The sequence below is a fragment of the Pseudomonas putida genome (assembly GCF_016406145.1).
GTDB lineage: Bacteria > Pseudomonadota > Gammaproteobacteria > Pseudomonadales > Pseudomonadaceae > Aquipseudomonas > Aquipseudomonas putida_E.
In genome coordinates, this window is the sequence record NZ_CP066306.1 from 4,746,608 (window position 1) to 4,771,588 (window position 24,981).

The 24,981-nt window shown below is 62.3% G+C and carries 19 protein-coding genes; 7 read left to right on the top strand and 12 right to left on the bottom strand.

Annotated elements, in window-relative coordinates:
- Positions 1–55: 55 nt before the first annotated feature.
- The gene (locus JET17_RS21890; protein ID WP_012316117.1) at positions 56–1,639 is read right to left on the bottom strand and encodes a peptide chain release factor 3; all 1,584 of its coding nucleotides are present in this window, start codon (positions 1,637–1,639) and stop codon (positions 56–58) included.
- Between the two features lie 447 nt (positions 1,640–2,086).
- Between JET17_RS21890 and JET17_RS21895 the strand changes: the two genes are divergently transcribed.
- The 4 genes from JET17_RS21895 to JET17_RS21910 are packed head-to-tail and all read left to right on the top strand — an operon-like array spanning position 2,087 to position 5,529.
- A complete protein-coding gene (locus JET17_RS21895) occupies positions 2,087–2,800 on the top strand; it encodes an ABC transporter permease (RefSeq protein WP_012316118.1) in 714 nt (237 codons plus the stop codon).
- 13 nt (positions 2,801–2,813) lie between these two features.
- Entirely contained in the window at positions 2,814–3,725 is a 912-nt protein-coding gene (locus tag JET17_RS21900) for a glycine betaine ABC transporter substrate-binding protein (protein ID WP_012316119.1), read from the top strand.
- The gene (locus JET17_RS21905) at positions 3,722–4,375 is read left to right on the top strand and encodes an ABC transporter permease (RefSeq protein ID WP_012316120.1); all 654 of its coding nucleotides are present in this window, start codon (positions 3,722–3,724) and stop codon (positions 4,373–4,375) included. Before JET17_RS21900 ends, JET17_RS21905 begins: the two co-directional genes overlap by 4 nt.
- Positions 4,372–5,529, top strand: a complete 1,158-nt coding sequence (locus JET17_RS21910; RefSeq protein ID WP_012316121.1) for a betaine/proline/choline family ABC transporter ATP-binding protein — start codon at positions 4,372–4,374, stop codon at positions 5,527–5,529. Before JET17_RS21905 ends, JET17_RS21910 begins: the two co-directional genes overlap by 4 nt.
- Before the next feature lie 111 nt (positions 5,530–5,640).
- Here JET17_RS21910 and JET17_RS21915 read toward each other — a convergent pair whose 3' ends face one another.
- From JET17_RS21915 to JET17_RS21925, 3 genes are all read right to left on the bottom strand, one after another.
- Entirely contained in the window at positions 5,641–8,070 is a 2,430-nt protein-coding gene (locus tag JET17_RS21915) for a TonB-dependent siderophore receptor (protein WP_012316122.1), read from the bottom strand.
- Positions 8,071–8,178: 108 nt separating this feature from the next.
- Positions 8,179–9,141 carry a FecR family protein gene (locus JET17_RS21920; RefSeq protein ID WP_012316123.1) on the bottom strand — a complete coding sequence of 321 codons (963 nt, stop codon included), beginning with the start codon at positions 9,139–9,141 and terminating at the stop codon, positions 8,179–8,181.
- Positions 9,142–9,158: 17 nt separating this feature from the next.
- Entirely contained in the window at positions 9,159–9,647 is a 489-nt protein-coding gene (locus JET17_RS21925; RefSeq protein WP_012316124.1) for a sigma-70 family RNA polymerase sigma factor, read from the bottom strand.
- 508 nt (positions 9,648–10,155) lie between these two features.
- Between JET17_RS21925 and JET17_RS21930 the strand changes: the two genes are divergently transcribed.
- Positions 10,156–11,319 (top strand): type III PLP-dependent enzyme, encoded by a 1,164-nt coding sequence (locus JET17_RS21930; RefSeq protein WP_012316125.1) that lies wholly within the window; start codon positions 10,156–10,158, stop codon positions 11,317–11,319.
- Positions 11,320–11,470: 151 nt separating this feature from the next.
- On the opposite strand, the gene JET17_RS21935 is transcribed toward JET17_RS21930, so the two are convergent.
- Positions 11,471–12,220, bottom strand: coding sequence for a tetratricopeptide repeat protein (locus JET17_RS21935; protein WP_012316126.1), 750 nt, complete (start codon positions 12,218–12,220; stop codon positions 11,471–11,473).
- Between the two features lie 3 nt (positions 12,221–12,223).
- Positions 12,224–12,904 (bottom strand): Fe2+-dependent dioxygenase, encoded by a 681-nt coding sequence (locus JET17_RS21940; protein WP_012316127.1) that lies wholly within the window; start codon positions 12,902–12,904, stop codon positions 12,224–12,226.
- 220 nt (positions 12,905–13,124) lie between these two features.
- On the opposite strand from JET17_RS21940, the gene JET17_RS21945 reads away from it, so the two are divergent.
- Both JET17_RS21945 and JET17_RS21950 read left to right on the top strand, forming a co-directional pair.
- The gene (locus tag JET17_RS21945) at positions 13,125–15,407 is read left to right on the top strand and encodes a TonB-dependent receptor (RefSeq protein WP_012316128.1); all 2,283 of its coding nucleotides are present in this window, start codon (positions 13,125–13,127) and stop codon (positions 15,405–15,407) included.
- 102 nt (positions 15,408–15,509) lie between these two features.
- A complete protein-coding gene (locus tag JET17_RS21950; protein ID WP_012316129.1) occupies positions 15,510–18,065 on the top strand; it encodes a PepSY domain-containing protein in 2,556 nt (851 codons plus the stop codon).
- A 163-nt stretch (positions 18,066–18,228) separates the two neighbouring features.
- Here JET17_RS21950 and JET17_RS21955 read toward each other — a convergent pair whose 3' ends face one another.
- From JET17_RS21955 to hisS, 6 genes are all read right to left on the bottom strand, one after another.
- Positions 18,229–19,020 (bottom strand): amidohydrolase, encoded by a 792-nt coding sequence (locus tag JET17_RS21955; RefSeq protein WP_012316130.1) that lies wholly within the window; start codon positions 19,018–19,020, stop codon positions 18,229–18,231.
- Positions 19,008–20,156: a pyridoxal phosphate-dependent aminotransferase gene (locus JET17_RS21960; protein WP_012316131.1), complete on the bottom strand. Its 1,149-nt coding sequence runs from the start codon at positions 20,154–20,156 to the stop codon at positions 19,008–19,010. The genes JET17_RS21955 and JET17_RS21960 overlap by 13 nt, the downstream gene beginning before the upstream one ends.
- Before the next feature lie 119 nt (positions 20,157–20,275).
- Entirely contained in the window at positions 20,276–21,739 is a 1,464-nt protein-coding gene (der, locus tag JET17_RS21965; RefSeq protein WP_012316132.1) for a ribosome biogenesis GTPase Der, read from the bottom strand.
- Positions 21,740–21,856: 117 nt separating this feature from the next.
- Positions 21,857–22,999 (bottom strand): outer membrane protein assembly factor BamB, encoded by a 1,143-nt coding sequence (gene bamB, locus JET17_RS21970; protein WP_042111726.1) that lies wholly within the window; start codon positions 22,997–22,999, stop codon positions 21,857–21,859.
- Between the two features lies 1 nt (position 23,000).
- Complete coding sequence (locus tag JET17_RS21975) at positions 23,001–23,642, bottom strand: tetratricopeptide repeat protein (RefSeq protein WP_012316134.1); 642 nt, start codon at positions 23,640–23,642, stop codon at positions 23,001–23,003.
- A gap of 39 nt (positions 23,643–23,681) precedes the next feature.
- Positions 23,682–24,971, bottom strand: a complete 1,290-nt coding sequence (gene hisS / locus JET17_RS21980; RefSeq protein ID WP_012316135.1) for a histidine--tRNA ligase — start codon at positions 24,969–24,971, stop codon at positions 23,682–23,684.
- Positions 24,972–24,981: the final 10 nt, after the last annotated feature.

Genomic DNA, 24,981 nt, shown 5'->3' on the forward strand with positions numbered 1-24,981 from the left:
GAGCTTCTGTAGGAGCGGCCTTGTGTCGCGAAAGGAGGGCATAGCCCTCCCAGGATCAGTGATGCTCGCGAGTAGCGCGGAACTTGACGTCCGGCCAGCGCTCTTCCATCAGCGACAGGTTGACCCGGGTCGGGGCCAGGTAGGTCAGGTGACCGCCACCGTCGATGGCCAGGTTTTCCATGGCCTTGACCTGGAAGTCTTCGAGCTTCTTCTTGTCGTCGCAGCTGATCCAGCGTGCCGACCACACGGTGATCGGCTCGTAGGCGCACTCGACCTTGTACTCTTCCTTCAGGCGGCTGGCGACCACGTCGAACTGCAGCACACCGACCGCACCAAGGATGATGTCGTTGCTGCGTTCTGGGAAGAACACCTGGGTCGCGCCCTCTTCGGCCAGCTGCTGCAGGCCCTGGCGCAGCTGCTTGGACTTGAGCGGGTCCTTCAGGCGCACGCGGCGGAACAGTTCCGGGGCGAAGTGCGGGATGCCGGTGAAGCCGAGCGCCTCGCCTTCGGTGAAGGTGTCGCCGATCTGGATGGTGCCATGGTTGTGCAAGCCGATGATGTCGCCAGCGTAGGCTTCTTCGAGCTGCTCGCGCTCGGACGAGAAGAAGGTCAGCGCGTCACCGATGCGCAGATCCTTGCCGGTACGCACGTGGCGCATCTTCATGCCCTTCTCGTACTTGCCCGAGCAAATGCGCATGAAGGCGATACGGTCGCGGTGTTTCGGGTCCATGTTCGCCTGGATCTTGAACACGAAGCCGGTGAACTTCTCTTCAACCGGCTCCACGGTACGCTCGTGGGCTACACGGGCCAGCGGGCGCGGCGCCCAGTCGACAACGGCGTCAAGCACATGGTCGACACCGAAGTTGCCAAGTGCGGTACCGAAGAATACCGGCGTCAGCTGGCCATTGATGAACTCGTCCTGATCGAACTCATGGCAGGCGCCCTGCACCAACTCGAGCTGCTCGAGGAAGCGGTCATACTCGTCACCCAGGTGGGCACGGGCTTCATCAGAGTCGAGTTTCTCGATGATCTTCGCCTCGGTACGCTCATGGCCGTGGCCCGGGGTGTAGACAATGATGTAGTCGCCGGCAAGGTGGTACACACCCTTGAAGTCGCGATAGCAACCGATCGGCCAGGTGATCGGCGCGGCCTTGATCTTCAGTACCGCTTCGATCTCGTCGAGCAGTTCGATCGGGTCGCGGATGTCACGGTCGAGTTTGTTGATGAAGCTGACGATGGGCGTGTCGCGCAGGCGGCAGACGTCCATCAGGGCAATGGTCCGCGGCTCTACACCTTTACCGCCGTCGAGCACCATCAGCGCCGAGTCCACTGCAGTCAGGGTGCGATAGGTATCTTCCGAGAAGTCTTCGTGGCCGGGGGTGTCGAGCAGGTTGATCATGTGCTCGCGGTACGGGAACTGCATCACCGAGGTGGTGATGGAAATACCGCGCTGCTTCTCCATTTCCATCCAGTCGGAGGTGGCGTGGCGGTCGGACTTGCGCGACTTCACGGTACCGGCGACGGCAATGGCCTTGCCCATCAGCAGGAGTTTCTCGGTGATGGTGGTCTTACCGGCGTCGGGGTGGGAAATGATTGCGAAAGTGCGGCGCTTCGCGACTTCGGCGGCCTGGTTGGTCATGGGAAATCGCCTGACTGGGGGATTCAAAAAGGGGCGATATCATACCTGAAGTTGGGCATTCGACCAAAGCCCAAGTCATCAGCTACCTCACGGGCGTGCCCACGAAGCGGCCTGAACTAACAAATGGCCACAGGCCAGTTATTTCAACGCCTTCAACGCATTAAGCCACTGTTTTCTCTGGCCAATTTTCCCTCAAACCAGTGATTAACACTGGCCAAATGCCGCTGCAGATGGGAACCTTTACGCCCTCGGAGACGTCCACTCCCCTGCAACCCGCTTCGCTTGGGGACTGGTTTCATCAGCATTTTCGGGCCCGACGGGGTTCGGCTCATGGCCTGATCGCAGCCTTCGGTTGCTTCACGCTGCTAATCGCGAACACACCACTCGCCGCCAGCCATGGCCGGCCATAAAAAGAGTGTGCTCGCCGACAACACAAGGAGTCCGCCTGTGGCTACACGCTACGGAAAAGGGCTGTTGGGATGGGCCGCCGTGCTCGTCATCCTGGCCCTGCTGGTTCACTGGATCGGCATCGACACGATCGCGCGTTACCGCGACGATCTTGGGTTCTACCTGCAAGCGCACCTGGTACTGGTGCTGGCTTCGATGGCGGCGGCGTTGGCCGTGGGCATCCCCGCCGGCATTGCGTTGAGTCGACCGCACCGGGTCGACAAAGCCGAGCGCTTCATGCAGTTCTTCAACGTTGGCAACACCATTCCCCCCCTGGCCGTTCTGGCCATCGCCCTCAGTATCCTGGGCATCGGCGCCGGGCCCGCGATCTTCGCGCTGTTCCTCGCCTCCCTTCTGCCCATCGTGCGCAACACCTACGAAGGCCTGAAAAACGTCCCCGCCTCGCTCAAGGAAGCCGCCACCGGCATCGGCATGACCCCGCGCCAGCAACTGTGGCAGGTGGAACTGCCCAATGCCGTGCCGATCATAGTCGGCGGTGTGCGCGTGGCCCTGGCGCTGAACGTGGGCACTGCGCCCCTGGCGTTCCTGATCGGTGCCAACAGCCTGGGCAGCCTGATCTTCCCCGGCATTGCCCTGAACAACCAGCCACAGCTGCTGCTTGGCGCGGCCTGCACGGCGTTGCTGGCACTGGCGCTGGATGCCGCGGTGAGTTTCTCCAGCAAGCGCTGGCTGGAACGTGGCCTGGCCCAATAAAAAGAGGGAACGTATGAAGAAGAGAATCGCCTTGCTGCTGGGCGCGGCCCTGCTGTTCGCAGGCTTTGCCCAGGCGGCGGAAAAACCCCTGGTGCGCATCGGCGCACGGGTGTTCACCGAACAGACCGTACTCGCCGAAATCACCGCCCAATACCTGCGCGCCAATGGCTTCGATGTGCGCGTCACCTCCGGCCTTGGCAGCAGTCTCGCCCGCCAGGCCCAGGAGACCGGCCAGTTGGACTTGATGTGGGAATACACCGGCGTGTCGCTGGTGTCGTACAACCACATCGAAGAGCGCATGCCCAGCGCCGAAGCCACCTACGCCAAGGTCAAGGCGCTGGACGCCAAGAAGGACCTGATCTGGCTGACCCCGACCAAGTTCAGCAACACCTACGCCCTGGGCCTGCCCAAACAGGTCGCCGAGGCCTACCCACAGATCAACACGATCAGTGACCTCAACCAAGTGCTGCGCGACGAGCGCCAGCGCAACCACCTGGTAGCCCTGGACACCGAGTTCGCCAACCGCCCGGACGGCCTGGTAGGCCTGAAGGAGATGTACGACCTGCAAGTCGGCCGAGCCAACATCAGGCAGATGGACGCCGGCCTGGTCTACACCGCCATGCACAACAACCAGGTGTTCGCCGGCCTGGTGTACACCACTGACGGCCGCCTGAGTGCGTTCAACCTCAAGCTGCTGGAAGACGACAAGCACTACTTCCCCGACTACACCGCGGCCCCAGTGGTGCGCAAGGCCGTGCTCGACGCCAACCCGCAACTGGTCGCCCTGCTCAAGCCACTGGCCGAGCAGCTCGATGACGAGACCATGCGCCAGCTCAATGCCAAGGTCGACGTCGAGCACCAGAGCCCGACTGCCGTGGCCGCAGCATTCCTGCGTGAGCATCCACTCAAGGAGGTGCAGCCATGAGCCTGCTCGATACCTTCGCCCACCTCGACTGGGCCTTGGTGCTGCAACTGACCTGGCAGCACATCATGCTGGTCGGCATTGCCGTCGGCCTGGCAATCCTGGTCGGCGTGCCGCTGGGCATCCTGATGACCCGCTTCCCGGTGGTGGCCGGGCCGCTGCAAGCCAGCGCCACAGTGCTGCTGACCATCCCGTCGATTGCCCTGTTCGGCCTGCTGCTGCCGTTCTACTCCAAGTTCGGCCAGGGCCTGGGGCCATTGCCTGCGATCACTGCGGTGTTTCTTTATTCACTGCTGCCCATCCTGCGCAACACCTACCTCGCCCTGACCAACGTCGAGCCTGGCATCCGTGAAGCCGCGCGCGGTATCGGCATGACCTTCGGCCAGCGCCTGCGCATGGTCGAGCTACCCATTGCCGTCCCCGTCATCCTCGCCGGCGTGCGCACTGCCGTGGTGATGAACATCGGCGTGATGACCATCGCCGCGACCATCGGTGCCGGTGGCCTGGGCGTGCTCATCCTCACCTCCATCAGCCGCAGCGACATGTCGATGCTGCTGGTCGGCGCCGTACTGGTCAGCCTGCTGGCAATCATCGCCGACCTGCTCCTGCAAACCCTGCAACGTGCCCTGACTCCAGAAGGACTGCGCTCATGATCGAACTCAAGAACCTCAGCAAAACCTTCAACGTCAACGGCAAGGACGTCAAAGCCGTCGATTCGGTCAGCCTGACCGTCAACGAAGGCGAAATCTGCGTGTTTCTCGGCCCATCGGGCTGTGGCAAGAGCACCACGCTGAAGATGATCAACCGCCTGATCACGCCAACCTCCGGCCAGGTGTTCATCAATGGCGAAGACACCAGCGGCCTGGACGAAGTGACCTTGCGCCGCCATATCGGCTATGTGATCCAGCAGATCGGCCTGTTCCCCAACATGACCATCGAGGAGAACATCACCGTGGTCCCGCGCCTGCTCGGCTGGGACAAGCAAAAGTGCCACGACCGCGCCCGTGAGCTGATGCACATGATCAAGCTCGAGCCCAAGCAGTACCTGCAACGCTACCCGCGTGAACTGTCCGGTGGCCAGCAACAGCGCATCGGGGTGATCCGTGCGCTGGCTGCAGACGCGCCGGTGCTGTTGATGGACGAGCCGTTCGGCGCAGTCGACCCGATCAACCGCGAGATGATCCAGAACGAGTTTTTCGAAATGCAGCGGGCGCTGAACAAGACCGTGATCATGGTCAGCCACGACATCGACGAAGCGATCAAGCTGGCCGACAAGATTGCCATTTTCCGCGCCGGCAAGTTGCTGCAACTGGACCACCCGGACACCTTGCTGGCGCACCCGGTGGATGACTTCGTCAGCAACTTCGTGGGCCAGGACAGCACCTTGAAACGCCTGTTGCTGGTGCGCGCCGAAGATGCGGCGGACAACGCCCCGTCGGTAAGCCCAGAAACGCCCGTGAGCGATGCGCTGGAGCTGCTGGACGAGCACGACCGCCGCTATGTGGTGGTCACCGATGCACAGAACAAGGCGCTGGGGTATGTACGCCGGCGCGACATGCACCGCCAGCAAGGCACTTGCGCGGATTTCCTGCGCCAGTTCAATGCAACGGCTTCCCACGATGAGCATCTGCGCATCCTGCTGTCGCGGATGTACGAGTTCAACCGCGCCTGGTTGCCGGTGCTCGATGCCGAACAGGTGTTCCTGGGCGAGGTGACGCAGGAGTCGATCGCGGCTTACCTGAGCTCGGGGAGATCGCGCGGGGCCAAGACCAGCATCGTCTCACCGGCTGAGGCGGTGGTTTCCTGATCAAAGGGAGCGCTTCGCGCTCCCATCGCCGGCAAGCCGGCTCCCACAGGGTTCGGCAGCGCTGCTGTCAATGTGGAAGCCGGCTTGCCTGCGATTGAGGCACTGCTGCTATCAGAACCCCACGCTGGCCTGCACATAGAAGGTCCGCGGCTCACCCACATAAATGCCGGCATTGTTGTCGCTGGAGCGGGTGAAATACTGCTTGTCGAAGAGGTTCTTCACCCCCGCCGCCAGCTTCAAATTGGCCATCTTCGGTCCGAACTCATAGCCACCACGCGCATGCCAGGTCACATACCCCGGAATGTCGCCATACTGCCCGTCAGCGCTCGGCTCGGTGATGTAGTCGCCATTGAAGCTCCCGTCGGCATTGATCCCCGTACCCGGCGCGCGCTGCTTGGATTGGGCGTAGGCGTCCAGGTTCCAGGTCCAGTGGTTGACCGCGTAGCGCAGGCCGGCGGTGGCCACTTGGCGTGAGTAGAACGGTAGATCGCGCCCCTTGAAGCCGGGAATCTCCCCTTCATAAGTCGCGCGGGTGTAGGTGTAGCCACCATTCACCGACAGCCCTTCCAGACGCCGGTCCAACCCGGCCAGGTCGTAGCGTACCGACGCCTCGATACCCTGGTGCTTGGTTGCACCCAGGTTGGTCCAGCCCACGTCGTTGCTGATGTATTGCAGCTCGTCGTCGAAGTCGATGTAGAAGGCCGTCAGCTCCCCGGCGAAAGCACCATTGTCATAGCGCGTACCCAGCTCGTAGGTCTTGGCCTTTTCCGGCTCCAGGCCGTTAGCCGTGCTGTTACCGGTACCGCCTTGGCCCAGCTGGAAGTACTGCAGGCTGCCGAACGACGTTTCGTAGTTGGCAAACACCTTCCAGGCATCGGAGATGTGATACATGACGCTCAGCGCAGGTAGCGGTTCATTGCTGGTGATGCTGCGTTTCTTCTCAGCCACCGGGCGGTTGTTGGCACCCAGCACCGGGCGGTCGCGCCAGTCAGTATTGATGTGCTCGAAGCGCACACCCGGGGTGATGGTCCAGTTGCCGACGTCGATCTTGTCATCGATGTAGTAGGCACTGGCCTCAGTGCCGCCGCTGCGGTCCTGGAATACATGGCCGTCGGACGTCGGGGTAGGCGTCGGAACGTTGTCGATCAGCGCCAGGCGGGTCGACTGTTCGCGCATGGCTTCTTTGAGGTAGCGGTAACCGACACTGACTTCCTGGGTGGTGGGGCCGGCGAAGAAGATCCGCGAAACGCGCGGCTCGATGGCGAAGGTGTGGTAATTGCGCGGGTAGGACGACAGGGTCTTCATGTCACGCGAGGCAATGGTGCTGCCGCGGAAGCTGTCGGTGTAGTACGTCAGCACTTCGAACTGGGTGGCCTCGTCGAGTTGGCGCTGCCATTTGAACGACACGTCCTTGCGACGCCCGGCGAAGTAATCGTAATCACGCAGTGACTGGTACGGATTGCTGTCGTACTGGGCCTGGGTCAGGCCACCGGGCATGTCGGCACGGCCATCGTAGTAATGGAAGTTGAGCCAGAACTCGTCAACGTCGGTCGGTGCCCAGTGGGTCTTGAGGATGACGTCGTCGATGTCATTGCCGTTGTTGCTCTGCCGGTAGCCGTTGCCGTTCACCCCGGTGTACAGCAGCGCCACACCCATGCCGTTGTCGGCAGTGCCGCCGACGAAGGCCGACTCGGTGTGCTTCCAACCGCCGTACTGCGAGGTCTCCAGGGTGGTGGAAAGCTCCGCCGAAGCCTGCTGCGGGATCGCCCGGGTGACGAAGTTGATCACCCCACCGACGTTCTGCGGGCCATAGCGCACCGAACCGGCACCACGCACCACATCGATGCTGTCGAGGTTGCCCGAGGAGATCGGCGCCATGGACAGCTGCGGCTGACCGTAAGGAGCGAAAGCGGCCGGGATGCCATCGATCAGCACCGTAGAGCGAGGCGACAGGCGCGACGTCAGGCCGCGTACACCTACGTTGAGCGACAGGTCGCTGCCACCTGTGCCGTTGGAGTCCTGCACTTGCACGCCCGGGATGCCACGCAGTGCGTCGCGCACGTTCATCGTGCCCTTTTCCACCATGGCCTCACGGCGCACCACGGTGCGCGCACCGGGGTGATTCTGCACAACGGCCTGATCGGCATCACCCAGCCAGTCACCAACCACGTTGATATCGGTGGGCGCCAGTTCCAGGCTACCGCTGCCCAGGTCGAGGGTGGTCGGCAGCGGCTTTACCACCACGGTATCCTGGGACATTTCGAAGGTCAGCCCGCTGCCCTGCAACAACTGTTGCAGGGCCTGCACCGGCGCCAGCTTACCGGACACCGCCGGGGCCTGCTTGCCGGCCACAAGCTCAGGGCTGTAGAACAGCTGCAGGTGGGTTTGCTGGCCCAATTGGCTGAGCGCCGAAGCCAAAGGTTGAGCCTGGATCTGGATGGTGGTGTCGCCCTGTTCGGCGTGGCTGTTGACGGCCACGGCACTGACCGCCAGGGCCAGCGCCATAACGCGCAAGCGCGGCAAAGGTTTATTGTTGTTCACGTCGTCAAGACATCCTGAAGTTCGGGATAAACGCCAACTGCATGCAAATGGAAATGCTTGGCAGTTGCAGCTGGCGAGGAAGACGAACGAGCCGAAAAAAACCTGAATCTATTTCGCGATTATTTCGCGAGAGCCGTCTTCACGGGTTTTGATCGCCACCGGCAGGATGCTCGGCAAGGCGCGCAGCAGTGCATCGGTATCATCGATGCTGAAGGTGCTGGACAGGCGCATCTGCGCCACCTTGCCGGGGGCAACGCGCAATGGCTCTGTGCGATAGCGCGAGGCTTCGGCAACCACTTCAGCCAGGGTGGCGTTGTCAAAGACCAGCTTGCCCTGGCGCCACGCCGTCAGCGCAGCGGCGTTGACCGCATAGGGCGCAGCAAGCTTGCCTTGTGCATCTATCTGTATGCCCAGGCCCGCCGTCAGTTGCGCCAGCGAAGCATCCTTGCCCCGCACGCTTACCGAGCCCTGCTCCACTGCCACACGGGTGGCGCCAGGGTCGAGCCGCACATCGAAGCGGGTACCGGTGACGGTCACACTGCCCTGTGCGGTATCGACCACGAACGGCCGGTTGCTGTCGTGGGCGACAATGAACATCGCTTCGCCGGCATCAAGCCGAATTTGCCGCCGCCCCGGGCTGTAGTCGACCTGCAACTGCGTAGCGCCGTTGAGTTCCAGCTGTGATCCGTCCGGCAGTAAGATCTGACGGCGCTCGGCAAAGGCGGTCTGCAATTGCGCCTGATGATTGAGGCGTTGGTAATGCCAGCCACTGAAGCCCAGCCCCAGGGCAACTACCGCCACACCGGCCGCCAGTGCCTGGCGCAGGAAACGCCGCCGTGGCAACTGCTGCACCGGCTCAGGTTGGCACAGCGCATCGAGGCGCTGGCGCGGTATGCAGTCGGCGGCCCGCCACAGGCTGACAAGATGCTCATACTCCTCGCGGTGTTGCGGATCAGCCTCCAGCCAGGCACGCAGCTGTGCCTGGAGCACGGCATCGTCCGGTGCATCCTGCACGCGTGCGAACCACTCGGCAGCCTGCTGGCGGACGGTATCGGTGCCGTGCTGTTTCATAGACAAGGTCTCCTGACTCATCTTGCCGACACATCCAGGTGCTCACGCAAATGCCGGAGCGTGCGGATCATATACTTTTCGACCATATTCTTGGTCAAACCCATGCGCTCGGCGATCTCGGCCTGGGTCAGCCCCTCGAGCTTCTGCCAGATGAACACACGTCGGCAATTGAGCGGCAGCTCGGCCAGCGCCCGCTCGACGCTGGCGGCCAGTTCCAGGGCATGTACATACGCCTCGGGGTCGTCCGTGCCGCCGGCCCCTTCATCAAAGGCTTCAAGCTCGAGCGCCTGGCGCCGGTCTTCGCGGCGAAAACCGTCCACCGCAATGTTGCGGGCGGTCTGGTGAAGGTAGGCACGTGGCTGCTCGACCTGCTCGCGCGGGTTTTCCAGAACCCGTATGAAGGCGTCATGGGTGAGGTCCTCGGCCTGCTGACGACTGCGCAGCTTGCGCGTCCAGGTGCCGATCAGCTCTTGGTAATGGTCGAGGAAGCCTTTGTGTCCGGACACGGTCGGGGTCGTCAGCAAGGGGCCAGATAATGGCGCGAATAGTAATATTTCTCATAAAGCACAGCAAATCCGCCAGTCGGTAACAAAAAATTTATGAGTGATTTCAGGCACTGCACTGCCAATGAACGTGGCCATAAATATGAACACCTTCGCCTTTCTCGCGGGTAAGAACGCCTCTATAGAAACCGCACTATCCCTGTGGGAGCGGGCTTGCCCGTGACGGGCCCGAAACGGTCTATTCCACAATTTTTTACGCCTGCCAACGCGCGGGGAACATCTGCCGGTCACACGAGTCGGTTATTCAAGTGACAACGCGCCGTTCCTGGGCCGACACGCCCGGATTACCTGTTGATCTTGCATTCTTCACGCCCTAAAGTGCGCGCCGAACGTCCATGCTGGAAACGATCCATCCGGCTCAAGTACTGAGTAGGCGAACCAAAGTGGGGATACGGAGGACGTTCAGTTTGCAGCCACTTATCTTTTCAGTTTGCCCATGGAGTCCCTGAGCATGTCGATCCAGGTCGAAGACTATTTCGCGCGTGACACCTTCCAGAAAATGAAGGCGTTCGCCGACAAGCAGGAAACCCCGTTCGTACTCATCGATACCCAGATGATCAGCCAGGCCTACGACGACCTGCGCGCCGGTTTCGAGTTCGCCAAGGTCTACTACGCGGTCAAGGCCAACCCGGCGGTCGAGATCATCGACCTGCTCAAAGAGAAAGGCTCGAGCTTCGACATCGCCTCGATCTATGAGCTGGACAAGGTGATGGGCCGTGGCGTCAGCGCCGACCGTATCAGCTACGGCAACACCATCAAGAAGTCCAAGGACATCCGTTACTTCTTTGAAAAAGGTGTGCGCCTGTACGCCACCGACTCGGAAGCCGACCTGCGCAACATCGCCAAGGCCGCGCCGGGCTCCAAGGTCTACGTACGCATCCTCACCGAAGGCTCCACCACTGCCGACTGGCCACTGTCGCGCAAGTTCGGCTGCCAGACCGACATGGCCATGGACCTGCTGATCCTGGCCCGCGATCTGGGCCTGGTGCCATACGGCATTTCCTTCCACGTGGGTTCGCAACAGCGCGACATCAGCGTGTGGGACGCCGCCATCGCCAAGGTCAAGGTGATCTTCGAGCGTCTTAAGGAAGAAGACGGCATCGAGCTGAAGCTGATCAACATGGGTGGCGGTTTCCCGGCCAACTACATCACCCGCACCAACAGCCTGGAAACCTACGCTGAAGAGATCATCCGCTTCCTGAAGGAAGACTTCGGCGACGACCTGCCGGAAATCATCCTTGAGCCAGGCCGTTCGCTGATCGCCAACGCCGGTATCCTGGTCAGCGAAGTAGTGCTGGTTGCGCGCAAGTCGCGCACCGCCGTCGAGCGCTGGGTATACACCGACGTGGGCAAATTCTCCGGCCTGATCGAAACCATGGACGAGTCCATCAAGTTCCCGATCTGGACCGAAAAGAAAGGCGAGATGGAAGAAGTGGTCATCGCCGGCCCGACCTGCGACAGCGCCGACATCATGTACGAGCACTACAAGTACGGCCTGCCGCTGAACCTGGCGATCGGTGACCGCCTCTACTGGCTGTCGACCGGTGCCTACACCACCAGCTACAGCGCGGTGGAATTCAACGGCTTCCCGCCGCTGAAGGCCTACTACCTGTAATGCAGAACGGGGCCGAAAGGCCCCGTTTTCATTTGTGCCTGGGTTGGCCCCATAGCCGGCAACCCGGCCCACATAGAGCTCCACAGGCCTCAAGCCTTGTGCAATACCTATAGGAGCCGGCTTGCCGACGATAAGGCCAGTACCGACACCATCACGCTTCGCGCTGTTCTATCTCTGCGGCATACCGCGCCGCAAAGGCCATCAACCCTGGCCCCGCTCCCTGCAAGGTCGCCAAAGCACTGCGCAGGAAATTCATGTTCCCCTCAACCCGCGCCTGCTCCAGCCACTGCCCGGCCTCGGCCATCTGCCCACGCTCTACCAGCACCAGCGCCAGGCTGAACATCCCACGAAAATCCCCCGCTTCGGCGGCACGCCTGTACCAGCGCACTGCCCGCGCCGGGCTGGGCGCCGTAGCGATACCCTGCTCCAGGTAACGCCCATACAGGTTCATCGACTTGGCATGCCCCAGCTGCGCAGCCTTCTCGTAGCACATCAATGCCTGCGCCTGATTGGCCGGTACCCCACGCCCGGTAGCCAGCAGGTTGCCCAGGTTATACAGGCCCCAATCCAACCCGGCGTCGGCCGCACGGGCATAGTGAACCGCAGCCTGCGCCACACTCACCTCACCGCCCCAACCATGCTCCAGGCAACGCCCGAGCATGTTGTGCGCCATGGCGCTGCCACCCTGGGCGGCAATGCCGAACCAGCGCCGGGCCAATCCGGCATCCGCTTCGATGCCACGGCCGTCTAGCAGGATCTGCCCGAGCAGCAACTGCGCCTCGATCACGCCCTGCCCTGCCGCCGCGAGAATCGCCTGGGCGGCCTTGCCCGGACTGCCTTCGAGCATGGCCTTGAGGCCTGCGACATCCACCACTTCTTCACGGCGCAACTGATAGGACACGGCTCAGACCTCTGCCCAGCGGCGCAGCAGGTTATGGTAGGTGCCGGTCAATTGCAGCAACGAGGGATGCTCGGGCACATCGGCGGTGAGTTGCTGGATGGCATTGTCCATCTCGAACAGCAACGCCCGCTGGCTGTCCTCACGTACCAGGCTCTGGGTCCAGAAGAACGCCGCATAACGCACGCCGCGCGTCACCGGATTGACCTTGTGCAGGCTGGTGCCCGGGTACAGCACCAGGTCACCGGCAGCCAGCTTGACCTGCTGCTCGCCATAAGTGTCCTGGATCACCAGTTCGCCCCCGTCATAGCTGTCCGGATCACTCAGGAAAAGCGTCGAGGACAGGTCGGTGCGCACTCGCTCCGGGCTGCCTTTTGGCTGGCGCAAGGCATTGTCGATGTGGAAGCCGAAGTTGCCACCCTCGCGGTAGCAGTTGATCAGTGGCGGAAAGACTTTGTGCGGCAGGGCCGCCGACATGAACCGTGGGTTTTTCCACAGGCGGTCGATCAGCGCGCTACCGATTTCCTTCGCCAGCGCGTGACCTTCTGGCAGCTGCAAGTTGTGCTTGGCCTTGGCCGACTGATAGCCGGCCGTGGCCTTGCCATCGGCCCAATCGGCCTGCTCCAGTGCCTCGCGAATGCGGGCAAGCTCGTCGGCGTCGAACAGGCCGGGGATATGAAGCAGCATGGCGGCGGCACCGTTGAGAGTGTAAAGGCGGCAATGATATTGATTCCCTTTTACGCCGTACAAGTCCTTTCTTCACCCGAGACGTTTCAGCTTGATTAAACCGTAAAGAGAATTTGTAAAGATTGTAAGTTCGCAGTGAATGGTAACGAATCTCAATTGTGACCTGCAATCACTTGCATTATGATCCGCGGCCTTCACACCTTGGGGAAGGTCCATAACAATGCGTCAATACGTGCCATCTGCAGTGAGCTCTCCACGCCTGATCGTGTCTGCCATCGGCGTCGCTCTGAGCGCTTCGTCCGTCTACGCCGCCGATCCGGCTACCAGCAGCGCCATCACCCTGGATGCCACCAGCGTCAATGGCAAGGCTGAACAGGCCAGCACCGATTACAAGGTCGAAAAGGCCTCCTCGCAGAAGTACACCGCGCCGTTGGTGGACACCCCACGCTCGGTTACCGTAATACCCCAGCAAGTCATCAAGGACACCAACGCCCTGAGCCTGCAGGATGCCCTGCGCACTGTGCCAGGCATCACCTTTGGCGCAGGCGAAGGCGGCAACCCGCAAGGCGACCGCCCGTTCATTCGTGGTTTTGACGCCCAGGGTGACACCTACCTGGACGGTGTACGTGATACCGGTGCGCAGACCCGTGAAATCTTCGCCATCGAATCGGTGGAAGTGGCCAAAGGCCCCAACTCGGCCATCGGTGGCCGCGGCGCGGCAGGCGGCACCATCAACCTGGTGAGCAAGCGTGCACACCTGGGCAACTCGCTGGACGGTGCCTGGACCTGGGGCAGCGACCAGACCCAGCGCTACACCTTTGACGGCAACTACCAGTTCAGCGACACCGCTGCCGGCCGTCTCAACCTGATGACCCATGAGAGCAACGTTGCCGGCCGGGACAAGGTCAACTATGACCGCTGGGGTATCGCCCCATCCCTGGCCTTCGGCCTGGGCACGCCAACCCGCGTCAACCTTGACTACTACCACCTGGAAAGCGACGACCTGCCGGATTCGGGCATCCCGTACAGCATCCCTACCGGTGGCAGCAGCGCGCGCACCTCGGCGCACCCAAGCAAGCCGATCGACGGCGGCGACAGCGACAACTTCTACGGCCTGACCGGTCGCGACTTCCGCAAGACCCGTGTGGACATCGCTACTATCGCCGTGGAACACGACCTGAGCGACTCGTTGACCATCAAGAACACCCTGCGTCATGGCAACAGCATGCAGGACTACATCCTGACCCAGCCGGACGACAGCGCGGGCAACGTGAACAACAACGGCGTATGGCGTCGTGCCAATACCCGTGTGGGCAACACTGCCACCACCACCAACCAGACCGACCTGTTCGGTGAGTTCTTCGTGGGCGGTTTCAAGAACAGCTTCTCCACCGGGGTCGAGTTCAGCAAGGAAGACTCGGACCGCCAGAGCTACACGGTGTCGCCAAACAGCAAGCTCACCTGCACCGGCCCGGGCAATGGTGGCAGCTGTACTTCGCTGAGCGACCCGAACCCCGACGATGCCTGGGATGGCACGATCTCGCGCAACTACGCTGGCACAAAGACCAGCAGCAAGACCCGCGCAATCTACGCCTTCGACACTCTGGAGCTGACGCCTGAGTGGCTGCTGAACATGGGCCTGCGTTATGACCACTTCGATACCAAGTTCCGCACTTACGATGCCTCGGGCGCGACCGTGGTGAACAAGAACGGCGTCCCGACCAAAGGCCGCGACACCAGCGAGTTCTTCACCGGCCAATTGGGCCTGGTCTGGAAACCGGCCGAGAACGGTAGCATCTACGTGTCCTATGCCACTTCCGCCACCCCGCCCGGGGCGATGCTCGGCGAAGGTACCGAAGGCAACCCGCTGTCGGGCACCACCGACCGTGGTGGCAACATCCTGGCCAGCGACATGGAGCCGGAAGAAACCACCAACTACGAAATCGGCACCAAGTGGGACCTGCTCGACGAGCGCCTGTCCCTGGCCGCCGCGCTGTTCCGCACCGAAAAGGAAAACGCCCGTGTGCAGGTGGACACCACCACCTACGAAAACGTCGGCGAAACCCGCGTGCAAGGCATCGAGCTGTCGGCCAGCGGCAAGCTCACCGACAAGTGGCAGGTGTTCGCCGGCTACACCTACCTGCAAGCCCGCCAGATCGACGGCGGCCCGTTGGGCAAGGCCAACGACGGCAACCAGTTGCCGAACACGCCGAACAACAGCGCCAGCCTGTGGACCACGTACTCGATCACCCCGAAGCTGACGGTCGGCGGTGGCGCCTTCTATGTGGATGACGTCTACGGCAACGTGGCCAACACCACCATGGTCGACAGCTATGTACGTTACGACGCCATGGCCGCCTACAAGCTGACCAAGAACGTCGACCTGCAACTGAATGTGCAGAACCTCACCAACGAGGTGTATTACGACAAGGCGTTTTCCACCCACTTCGCCAACCAGGCGGCGGGCAGGACTGCATTGCTGACCACCAGCGTCCACTTCTAAAGCAGCAACCCGGAGCCCCGTTCATTCCAGTGAGCGGGGCTTTTGCGTATCAAGGCATAATGCACCCCGCGCAGGGCGCGGCAGCAACACAAGGTGAACGATGTGGTGAAGAAGACGCTGTTCCAATTACACTGGTTCTTTGGCATCACCGCCGGCCTGGTGCTGGCCTTGATGGGCATTACCGGAGCGCTCTATTCGTTCCAGGAAGAATTGCTGCGTGCCTTCAACGCCGATGTCTTGAAAGTCGAGGTACGCGCCCAGGGCGTACTGCCTCCGGCTGAACTGGTGCGCCGGGTCGAGGCCGCCCAAGGCGACAAAGTGTCGATGCTGTGGGTCGATGTGCGCGAAGGCAACGCCGCACGGGTCTTCTTCACACCCCCGCCGGGCGAGCGTCGCGGTGAGCTGCGTTACGCCGACCCCTATACCGGTGAGCTCAAGGGCCAGGCCGCCGGGCAAGACTTCTTCAAACTGATGCTCACCCTGCACCGGTTCTTGGCCATGGGTGACACTGGCCGGCAGATCACGGGCGCCTGCACCCTCATGCTGGTATTTTTCTGCCTCTCCGGTCTGTACCTGCGCTGGCCGCGCAAAGCCCTGAACTGGCGCACCTGGCTGACCTTCGACTGGGCAAAAAAAGGCCGCGCCTTCAATTGGGACCTGCATGCCGTTGCCGGCACCTGGTGCCTGCTGTTCTACCTTCTGTTCGCGCTGACCGGCCTGTTCTGGTCCTACGAGTGGTACCGCGAAGGCCTGAACAAGTTACTGGCCGACGCGCCTGCCGCAGGACAGCAGCACAAGCGCGGCGAAGGCCGTGGCCGCCATGGGCCGCAGAAAATGGACAAGAACGCGCCGCCGCTGGTGGTCGACTACGACGCCATCTGGGCCAACCTCAAGAACGCCGCCGGGCCAGGCCTTGCCATGTACAACCTGCGTCTGCCGCCTGCTGGCGGCCAGCCCGCCAGCCTGTTCTACCTGCTCGACAGCGCCGCGCACCCACGCGCCTTCAATACCCTGACCCTGGATCCGGCCACCGGCCAGGTGAAAAACCATGACCGCTACACCGACAAGTCCTTCAAGGCACAGCTGCTGCAAAGTGTTTATGCGTTGCACGTGGGTGAATACTTCGGCCTGCCGGGGCGGATCATCGTCACCCTCGCGAGCCTGACCATGCCGCTGTTCTTCGTCACCGGCTGGCTGCTGTACCTCGACCGCCGGCGCAAAAAGCGTCAGATCCGCGCCGCGCGTGGCAGCGTCGACAGCGCCACCAGCAACGGCGACAGCTGGCTGATCGGCTTTGCCAGCCAGAGCGGTTTTGCCGAACAACTGGCCTGGCAAAGCGCCAGGCAGCTGCAGGCCGCAGGCTTGCCGGTGCAAGTACGTGCGCTTGCCGATCTTGGCGAAGAGGACCTGCACCAGACGCGCCGTGCGCTGTTCGTGGTCAGCACGTTCGGTGACGGCGAGGCGCCTGACAGCGCCCGCGCTTTCGAGCGCAAGGTGCTGGGCCAGCCGTGGGCCCTGAACGGCCTCAGCTATGCCGTGCTGGCGCTCGGTGATCGCCAGTATCCGCATTTCTGCGGCTTTGCCCGGCGCCTGCAGGCATGGCTCGGCGAGCGCGGCGCCAGCATGGCATTCAGCCCGGTGGAAGTGGACAACGCCGACCCGGCGGCCCTGCAGCAATGGCAACAGGAGCTGGCGCAGCTGACCGGCGCTCAACCCGTGGCTGCCTGGCAACCGCCAAGTTTTGGCAACTGGAACCTGGTAAGCCGCGATCTGCTCAATCCAGGTAGTCAAGGACAACCGGTATACCTGATCGGCCTGCGCTCTGAAGAGCCCGCTAGCTGGGAGGCCGGTGACCTGGTAGAAGTTCTGCCGCTCAATGGCCAGCCACGCGTGGATGCATTCCTCAGCGGCATGGCCGTCGACGCCAACGCCACTGTGCAGCTTCAGGGCCTGAACGAGACCCTCGGCCAGGCTCTGGCAGGCCGCCAGCTACCAACCCGCCGGGACCACTTGATAGGCTTGCAGCCACAAGCGCTGGTCGATGCGCTGGTACCGATCGGCAGCCGTGAATACTCCATCGCCTCAATCGCCAGCGATGGCGTGCTGGAGCTGATCGTGCGCCAGGAGCGTCACCCCGACGGCAACCTTGGCCTGGGTTCTGGCTGGCTGACCGAGTACCTGCCAGTCGATGGCACCCTTAACCTGCGTCTGCGGCGCAACAGTGGCTTCCATCTGCCCGAAAGCGCCGCGCCGATGATCCTGATCGGCAACGGCACTGGCCTTGCTGGCCTGCGCAGCCTGCTGCGGGCGCGGATCAATGCCGGCGAGCAGCGCAACTGGTTGCTGTTCGGCGAGCGTAACCGCGCGCATGACATGCTGTGTGGCGATGAGCTGCAAGGCTGGCTGGAGCGCGGCGACCTGGCACGCCTGGACCTCGCGTTTTCGAGGGATCAGGCAGAGAAGGTGTATGTGCAGGATGTGTTGCTGCAGCAGGCTGAAGAGTTCAAGCGCTGGGTTGCCGATGGCGCTTATGTGTATGTCTGCGGCAGCCTGCAAGGGATGGCGGCCGGTGTTGATGTGGCACTCAAGGGCATGCTGGGTGAAGAAATGGTCGAGCAGTTGATCGAAGACGGGCGTTATCGGCGGGATGTTTACTGATCAGGGATTGAACTGACACAACTGGCCGCTGTAGGAGCGGCCTTGTGTCGCGAACGGGCCGCGAAGCGGCCCTCGATGTTTCGGCATTGATGCAACAATTGCTGGGGCCGCTCTGCGACCCTTTCGCGACACAAGGCCGCTCCTACCGGGGGCCGGTGCTGGCTCAGTGCAGCTCGAAGGTATCGGCATCCAGGTTGGCCGGGAAGCGGGTGCGGTAGTTGGCAAGCTCCACCGCCCTCAGCACGACCGTAAACACCCCGTCTGCCTCGCCCGCGCTGAGCAGGCTTTCACCCTGGAAATCCAGCACCTGGCTGTCGCCCGAATACGCGAAACCCTTGCCATCGGTGCCCACCCGGTTCACCGCCGCCACGAAACACAGGTTTTCGATGCCCCGCGCCGGCAGCAGCCGGTTCCAGTGCTGGCGGCGCGCAGCCGGCCAGTTCGCGGTGTACAGCAGCAGGTCGGTATCCTGCGCATCGCGGCTCCACACCGGGAAACGCAGGTCATAGCAGATCAGCGGGCGTACCCGCCAGCCCTTGATCTCGAACTGCACCTGACGCTCACCCGGGGTGTAATGCTTGTGCTCACCGGCCATGCGGAACAGGTGCCGTTTGTCGTAGTGCAGAATCTCACCGTCCGGGCGCGCCCACAGCAAGCGGTTGCGGTGGCTGCCATCGGCGGCCTGGATGATCACGCTGCCGGTAACCACTGCGTTGATGCGCTTGGCCTGAGCCTTGAGCCACTTGTAGGTCGGGCCGTTCTCGGGCTCGGCCAAGCTTTCCGATTCCATGGAAAAACCAGTGGTGAACATCTCGGGGAGTATCACCAGGTCGGCATCTCCAGCCTGGTCGAGCAACACCTCGAAATGCGCGTAATTGGCCTCGCGGTCGTGCCAGGCCAGGGTCGTTTGCACAAGGGCGATTTTCAGGTTGGGCAGTGCACTCAGATCGCGCATAGTTTCTCCGCTGCCTGACGCAGCGTCTCCTCACGTTTGGCAAAGCACAGGCGTACCAGGCGTTGCTCGGGGATGGGTTGCTGGTAGAACACCGACACCGGAATTGTCGCCACGCCGTGCTCACGGGTGAGCCAAAGGGCCATTTCGACGTCGTTCAGGTCTGGCCGGATCTGCGAATAGTCCACCAGTTGGAAATAGGTGCCGGCCGTGCGGGTAAAGCTCAAGCGCGAACCTTTGAGCAGGTCGCAGAACAGGTCGCGCTTGGCCTGATAGAAACCTGGCAGTTCGTCGACATGCTGAGGGTGTTCGGCCATGAAGTCAGCGAGTGCACACTGCAGCGGTGTGACTCCGCAGAAATTGACGTACTGATGCACTTTGCGCAGCTCCGCGCTCAAGGCAGGTGGCGCGATCACGTAACCGGTCTTCCAGCCGGTCACGTGGTAGGTCTTGCCGAACGAACTGACCACGAACGCCCGGCGGTACAGCTCTGAATGGGCCAGAACGCTGGCATGACGTACGCCATCGTAGACCAGGTGTTCATACACTTCGTCGCTGACCAGGTAGATATCGCGATCAGCGATCAGGCGTGCCAGCTGGTCCAGGTCTTCAGCCGTGATCAGCGCGCCACTGGGGTTGTGCGGCGAATTGAGGATGACCATGCGCGTGCGCGGGCTCAGGGCATCGCTGAACTTCTGCCAGTCGATACGGAAGTCGCCATCACTGAGTTGAACGTGCACGCAGCGACCGCCGGCAAGCGCCACGGAGGGCTCATAACTGTCGTAACAGGGGTCGAAGACTATCACCTCGTCGCCCGCGTGGATCACCGCCTGGATGGCACAGAAGATCGCCTCGGTGGCGCCCGGGGTGATAGTCACTTCCTGATCGGCATCGACCTTGGTCCCATACAGGCGCTCGACCTTGGCCGCCACCTGCTGGCGCAAGGCCGGCAAGCCGGTCATCGGCGCATACTGGTTATGCCCGGCGGACACATGGCGGCCAACCGCATCGAGCAAAGCCTGCGGGCCATTGAAGTCGGGGAAACCCTGGGAAAGGTTGAGCGCGCCGGTCTGCACGGCGAGCTGGGACATGGTGGTGAAGATGGTCGTGCCGACGTTCGGCAGTTTGCTGCGGATCATGGAGCCCTCTTTCCTGGGGGACGGAGAGCTATAAGCTACAAGCTCCAAGCCACAAGAAAAAGCGACATGTATCAGCGTCCGCTCATTCTTGCAGCTTGCGACTTGAAGTTTGCCGCTTGTCAGCGCTTGTCGCGGCGCTTCTTCTCGGCCTTCTTGTGGTGCGACATCAAGCGGCGCTTCTTGTTGACCTGGCGGTCTGTGAGGGTGTTCTTCTTGCCCTCGTACGGGTTCTCACCGCCTTTGTACTCGATACGGATCGGCGTACCGACCAGTTTGAGCACCCGGCGGTAAGTGTTTTCCAGGTAACGCGAGTACGACTTGGGAATCTTCTCGGTCTGGTTGCCGTGGATCACGATAAGCGGCGGGTTGGCACCACCGAGGTGGGCATAGCGCAGCTTGATGCGGCGGCCGTTGACCAGCGGTGGCTGGTGCTCACTGACGGCGTCTTCGAGGATCTGTGTCAGGCGGCTGGTTGGCCAGCGGGTGACCGCCGATTTGAACGCGGCCTGCACCGACTTGTACAGGTGACCCACGCCGGTGCCGTGCAACGCCGAGATAAAGTGGATGTCGGCAAAGTCGACGAAGAACAGCCGGCGCTCCAGCTCGGTCTTGACGTAGTCGCGCTCACCCGACTCCATGCCGTCCCACTTGTTCAGGGCGATGACGATGGCGCGGCCCGCTTCGAGGGCGAAGCCCAGCAGGTTGAGGTCGTGGTCGACCACACCTTCACGGGCGTCCATGACGAAGATCACCACGTTGGCGTCCTTGATCGCCTGCAGCGTCTTCACCACCGAGAACTTTTCGACTTCCTCGTGGATCTTGCCGCGCTTGCGCACGCCAGCGGTGTCGATGAAGGTGTACTTCTCGTTATCGCGTTCGAACGGGATATAGATACTGTCACGGGTGGTACCCGGCTGGTCGTAGACCACCACGCGCTCTTCGCCGAGCATGCGGTTGACCAGGGTCGACTTGCCCACGTTGGGGCGGCCGATGATGGCGATCTTGATGCCATCCTTTTCGCTAGGGCCGGGGATGCGTACCGCTTCCTCGCCTTCGGCAACCTCCTGGTCGAGGGCTTCTTCCTCAGCGTCGCGAGGAATGTGGCCCAGCACCGACTCCATCAACTGATTGATGCCTCGGCCCTGCGAGCCGGCCACCGGAATGGCATTGCCCATACCCAGCGGCGAAAACTCGGCGCGGGCGACGTCGGCGTCGATGTTGTCGATCTTGTTGGCCACCAGGATGGCCGACTTGTTCCGCTTGCGCAGGTGCTCGGCGATCATCTGGTCGGCGGCAGTCATGCCGGCGCGGGCGTCGACCAGGAACAGCACATAGTCGGCTTCTTCGATGGCCATCAGCGACTGCTCGGCCATCTTCTCGTCCATGCCCACTTCGTCACCGGTGATACCACCGGTGTCGATCAGGATGAAGGAGCGACCCTGCCAGCTGGCATCACCATACTGGCGGTCACGGGTCAGACCCGACAGGTCACCCACGATGGCATCGCGGGTTTTGGTCAGGCGGTTGAACATGGTGGATTTGCCGACGTTCGGCCGTCCCACCAGGGCGATTACGGGAACCATGCGGCTCTCCACTCTTGAATTCTTGAAAATGCAAAGGCCGCTGCAAGGCAGCGGCCGGAGTTCGGGCGGCGTGTCCTACGCCGCAACTCAAGACCTGTCGTGGCCTTGAGCATAGCTTCAGCGGATGGTCAGTGCCTCGAGCTTGCCGCTGTTGCCAAAGACATAGATGGTGTCGCCGACCACCAGGGGCCGGGCGCGCAAGCCATCGCTGTCGATACGCTCACGGCCGACGAAACGGCCGTCGACCTGGCTGAGCAGGTGCAGGTAACCTTCGAAGTCACCTACAGCCACGTAGCTGGAGAACACTTCCGGCGCCGACAATTGACGGCGCGCCATCGAGTCGTTGGTCCACAGTGCGCTGGAAGAGCGCTCGTCGACGCCCTCGACACTGCCCGAAGCTTCGCTGACATAGACGTTGCCAAAACCTTGGGCGACACCCACGTAGCTCGAGGCATCACGCTGCCACAGCACACGGCCGCTTTCCAGGTCCAGGCCCGCTACACGGCCCTGGTAGGTGCTGACGTACAGCGTACCACCGGACAGCAGCAGGCCGCCGTCGATGTCGACCACACGGTCCAGCTCGGAACGGCCCTGCGGGATCGCCACACGGCTCTCCCACACCGGCACGCCGTTGTTGATGTCGACCGCGACCACTTTGCCGGTGGACAGGCCGGCAACGGCCAGACGGTTGGTGGCGATCGGTGCACCGGTGCCCCGCAGGGTCAGTACAGCCGGGGTGCTCTCGTAGATCCAGCGGCGGTCGCCGGTAGCGGCATCGAGGCCGATCAGACGGTCGTCCTGAGTCTGCACCACCACAACGTCACCGTTGTTGGCAGGCGGCGCCAGCACTTCGCTGGTTACGCGGGAGCGCCAGCGCTCTTCACCGGTGCTGGAGTCCAGGGCAATCACTTCACCCTTGAGGGTGCCGAGCATGACCAGGCCATAGCCAACGCCGACGGCGCCGGAAACGGGCAGCTCCAGATCCTGCTTCCACACTACGTCGCCAGTAATGCGGTCGAGGGCGAAGACTTCGCCATTGACGTCGCTGGCGTAGATGCGGTCGTTCTCGATGGCCGGCACCAGGGTATTGTAAGTCTCGCCCTGGCCGTCACCGATCGAACGGCTCCACTGCTTTTTCAGTACCACTTCTTCGGTGAACTTGGTCAGCTCGGCCGGAGGCAGTTCCTTCTTGCTGTTGCTGCTGCAACCTGCGGCCAGTACGGCCAGGGTCAGCACTGCTGCTTGTTTCCAACCGATCACGTCACGCGTCCCCTTTGGCCAAGTCATCCAGCTTCAGTTGCAGGCCACCGACCGCCGCCTCATCGGACAGCGCGGCCTTGGCTTTTTCATAAGCGCTGTGGGCATCGTCGGCACGACCCAACTGCACCAGCAGGTCGCCCTTCAATTCTTCACGGCTGGCCAAAAATGCCTTGTCGGCGTCGCCGTCGAGCAGCTTGAGCGCATCTTCAGCCTTGTCCTGGGCCGCGAGCACGCGTGCCAGGCGCTGGCGCGAAATTTCGCCCAGGGTGTCGTCAGCAGGCTTGTCGAGCACATTCTTGAGCTCAGCCGCGGCGTCGTCGAGCTTGCCGCTCTCTACCGCGACCTTGGCCACGAACAGGCTGCCGTACTGGGCGTAGGCGGTACCACCGAACTCGCTCTTGAGCTTGCCGGACAGCTCCGCGACCTTGGTCGCATCCGGCTGCCCGCTCGGCGTCAGGCTGGTTTCAAGCAGGGCCTGATAAAGCTGCGATGCGCCTTGCGACTGGTTGTCCTGGTACTTGTTCCAAGTGTTCCAGCCCAACACCACCACGCCAGCCAGCAGCGCACCGGTCAGCAGTGGCTTGCCATTACGGTTCCACCAGTCCTTGACCCCTGCCAGGTCATCATCATCAGTACTCGACACCCCAATACTCCTTTTCGCCTATTCGCTTGTTGAACCGCGTTACGCCTGTGCGATCGCGGTTTCCAGGTGCTCAGCCAGAGCATCCCAGGCAATGTTCTGTTGTTCGCCCTGACCACGCAGGGGCTTGAGGCCAATCTCTTGCTTGGCCAGCTCATCGTCGCCCAGGATCAGGGCGAACAACGCGCCGCTCTTGTCGGCTTTCTTGAACTGGCTCTTGAAGCTGCCGCCACCGGCGTTGACCGCCAGGCGCAAGCCCGGCAGCCGGTCGCGCAGGCTTTCGGACAAGCGCAGGCCAGCCAGCTCCGCCTGTTCGCCGAAGGCGCACAGGTAGACATCGATCTGACGGTTGATGGACGCCGGTACCTTGCCCAGGGTCTCCAGCAGCAGGATCAGGCGCTCGATACCCATGGCGAAACCAACGCCGGTGGTCGGTTTGCCACCCATCTGCTCGACCAGGCCATCGTAGCGGCCGCCTGCGCAGACGGTGCCCTGGGCGCCAAGCTTGTCGGTGACCCACTCGAACACGGTCTTGCTGTAGTAGTCCAGGCCGCGCACCAGCTTGGTGTTGATCACGAACGGGATACCAGCGGCATCCAGACGGGCCTTGAGGCCCTCGAAGTGCACGCGGGAGTCTTCGTCCAGGTAGTCTTCCAGCTTCGGCGCGCCAACCAGCACCGCCTGGGTGTTCGGGTCCTTGCTGTCGAGGATGCGCAGCGGATTGCTCTTGAGGCGGCGCTGGCTGTCTTCGTCGAGTTGCTCCAGGCGCGCCGAGAGGAACTCGACCAGCGCGTCACGGTAGCGGGCACGGGCCTCGCTGGTGCCCAGGCTGTTCAGCTCGAGCTTGACCGCATCCTGGATGCCCAGCAGGCCCCACAAACGCCAGGTCAGCATGATCAGTTCGGCATCGATGTCCGGGCCGTCCAGGTTGAACACCTCGACGCCAATCTGGTGGAACTGACGGTAGCGGCCCTTTTGCGGACGCTCGTGGCGGAACATCTGGCCGATATACCACAGCTTCTGCACCTGGCCGTTGCCGGTGATGCCGTGCTCGAGCACTGCACGTACGCAGGCAGCGGTGCCTTCAGGGCGCAGGGTCAGCGAATCGCCGTTGCGGTCCTCGAAGGTGTACATCTCTTTTTCGACGATGTCGGTGACTTCACCGATGGAGCGCTTGAACAGCTCGGTGAACTCGACGATCGGCGTGCGGATCTGGCTGTACCCATAGGTGTCCAGCAGCCCGGCGACGGTACCTTCGAAGTAGCGCCACAGCGGCGACTGCTCTGGCAGGATGTCGTTCATGCCACGGATGGCTTGCAGCGATTTGCTCACGAAAAGTCCT

What these genes read in the sequence shown, in the direction of transcription:
- JET17_RS21890 (WP_012316117.1), bottom strand. Translation starts at nt 1,639, where the DNA reads ATGACCAACCAGGCCGCCGAAGTCGCGAAGCGCCGCACTTTCGCAATC.
- JET17_RS21900 (WP_012316119.1), top strand. Translation starts at nt 2,814, where the DNA reads ATGAAGAAGAGAATCGCCTTGCTGCTGGGCGCGGCCCTGCTGTTCGCA.
- JET17_RS21905 (WP_012316120.1), top strand. Translation starts at nt 3,722, where the DNA reads ATGAGCCTGCTCGATACCTTCGCCCACCTCGACTGGGCCTTGGTGCTG.
- JET17_RS21910 (WP_012316121.1), top strand. Translation starts at nt 4,372, where the DNA reads ATGATCGAACTCAAGAACCTCAGCAAAACCTTCAACGTCAACGGCAAG.
- JET17_RS21920 (WP_012316123.1), bottom strand. Translation starts at nt 9,141, where the DNA reads ATGAAACAGCACGGCACCGATACCGTCCGCCAGCAGGCTGCCGAGTGG.
- JET17_RS21930 (WP_012316125.1), top strand. Translation starts at nt 10,156, where the DNA reads ATGTCGATCCAGGTCGAAGACTATTTCGCGCGTGACACCTTCCAGAAA.
- JET17_RS21940 (WP_012316127.1), bottom strand. Translation starts at nt 12,904, where the DNA reads ATGCTGCTTCATATCCCCGGCCTGTTCGACGCCGACGAGCTTGCCCGC.
- JET17_RS21945 (WP_012316128.1), top strand. Translation starts at nt 13,125, where the DNA reads ATGCGTCAATACGTGCCATCTGCAGTGAGCTCTCCACGCCTGATCGTG.
- JET17_RS21955 (WP_012316130.1), bottom strand. Translation starts at nt 19,020, where the DNA reads ATGCGCGATCTGAGTGCACTGCCCAACCTGAAAATCGCCCTTGTGCAA.
- JET17_RS21960 (WP_012316131.1), bottom strand. Translation starts at nt 20,156, where the DNA reads ATGATCCGCAGCAAACTGCCGAACGTCGGCACGACCATCTTCACCACC.
- der (WP_012316132.1), bottom strand. Translation starts at nt 21,739, where the DNA reads ATGGTTCCCGTAATCGCCCTGGTGGGACGGCCGAACGTCGGCAAATCC.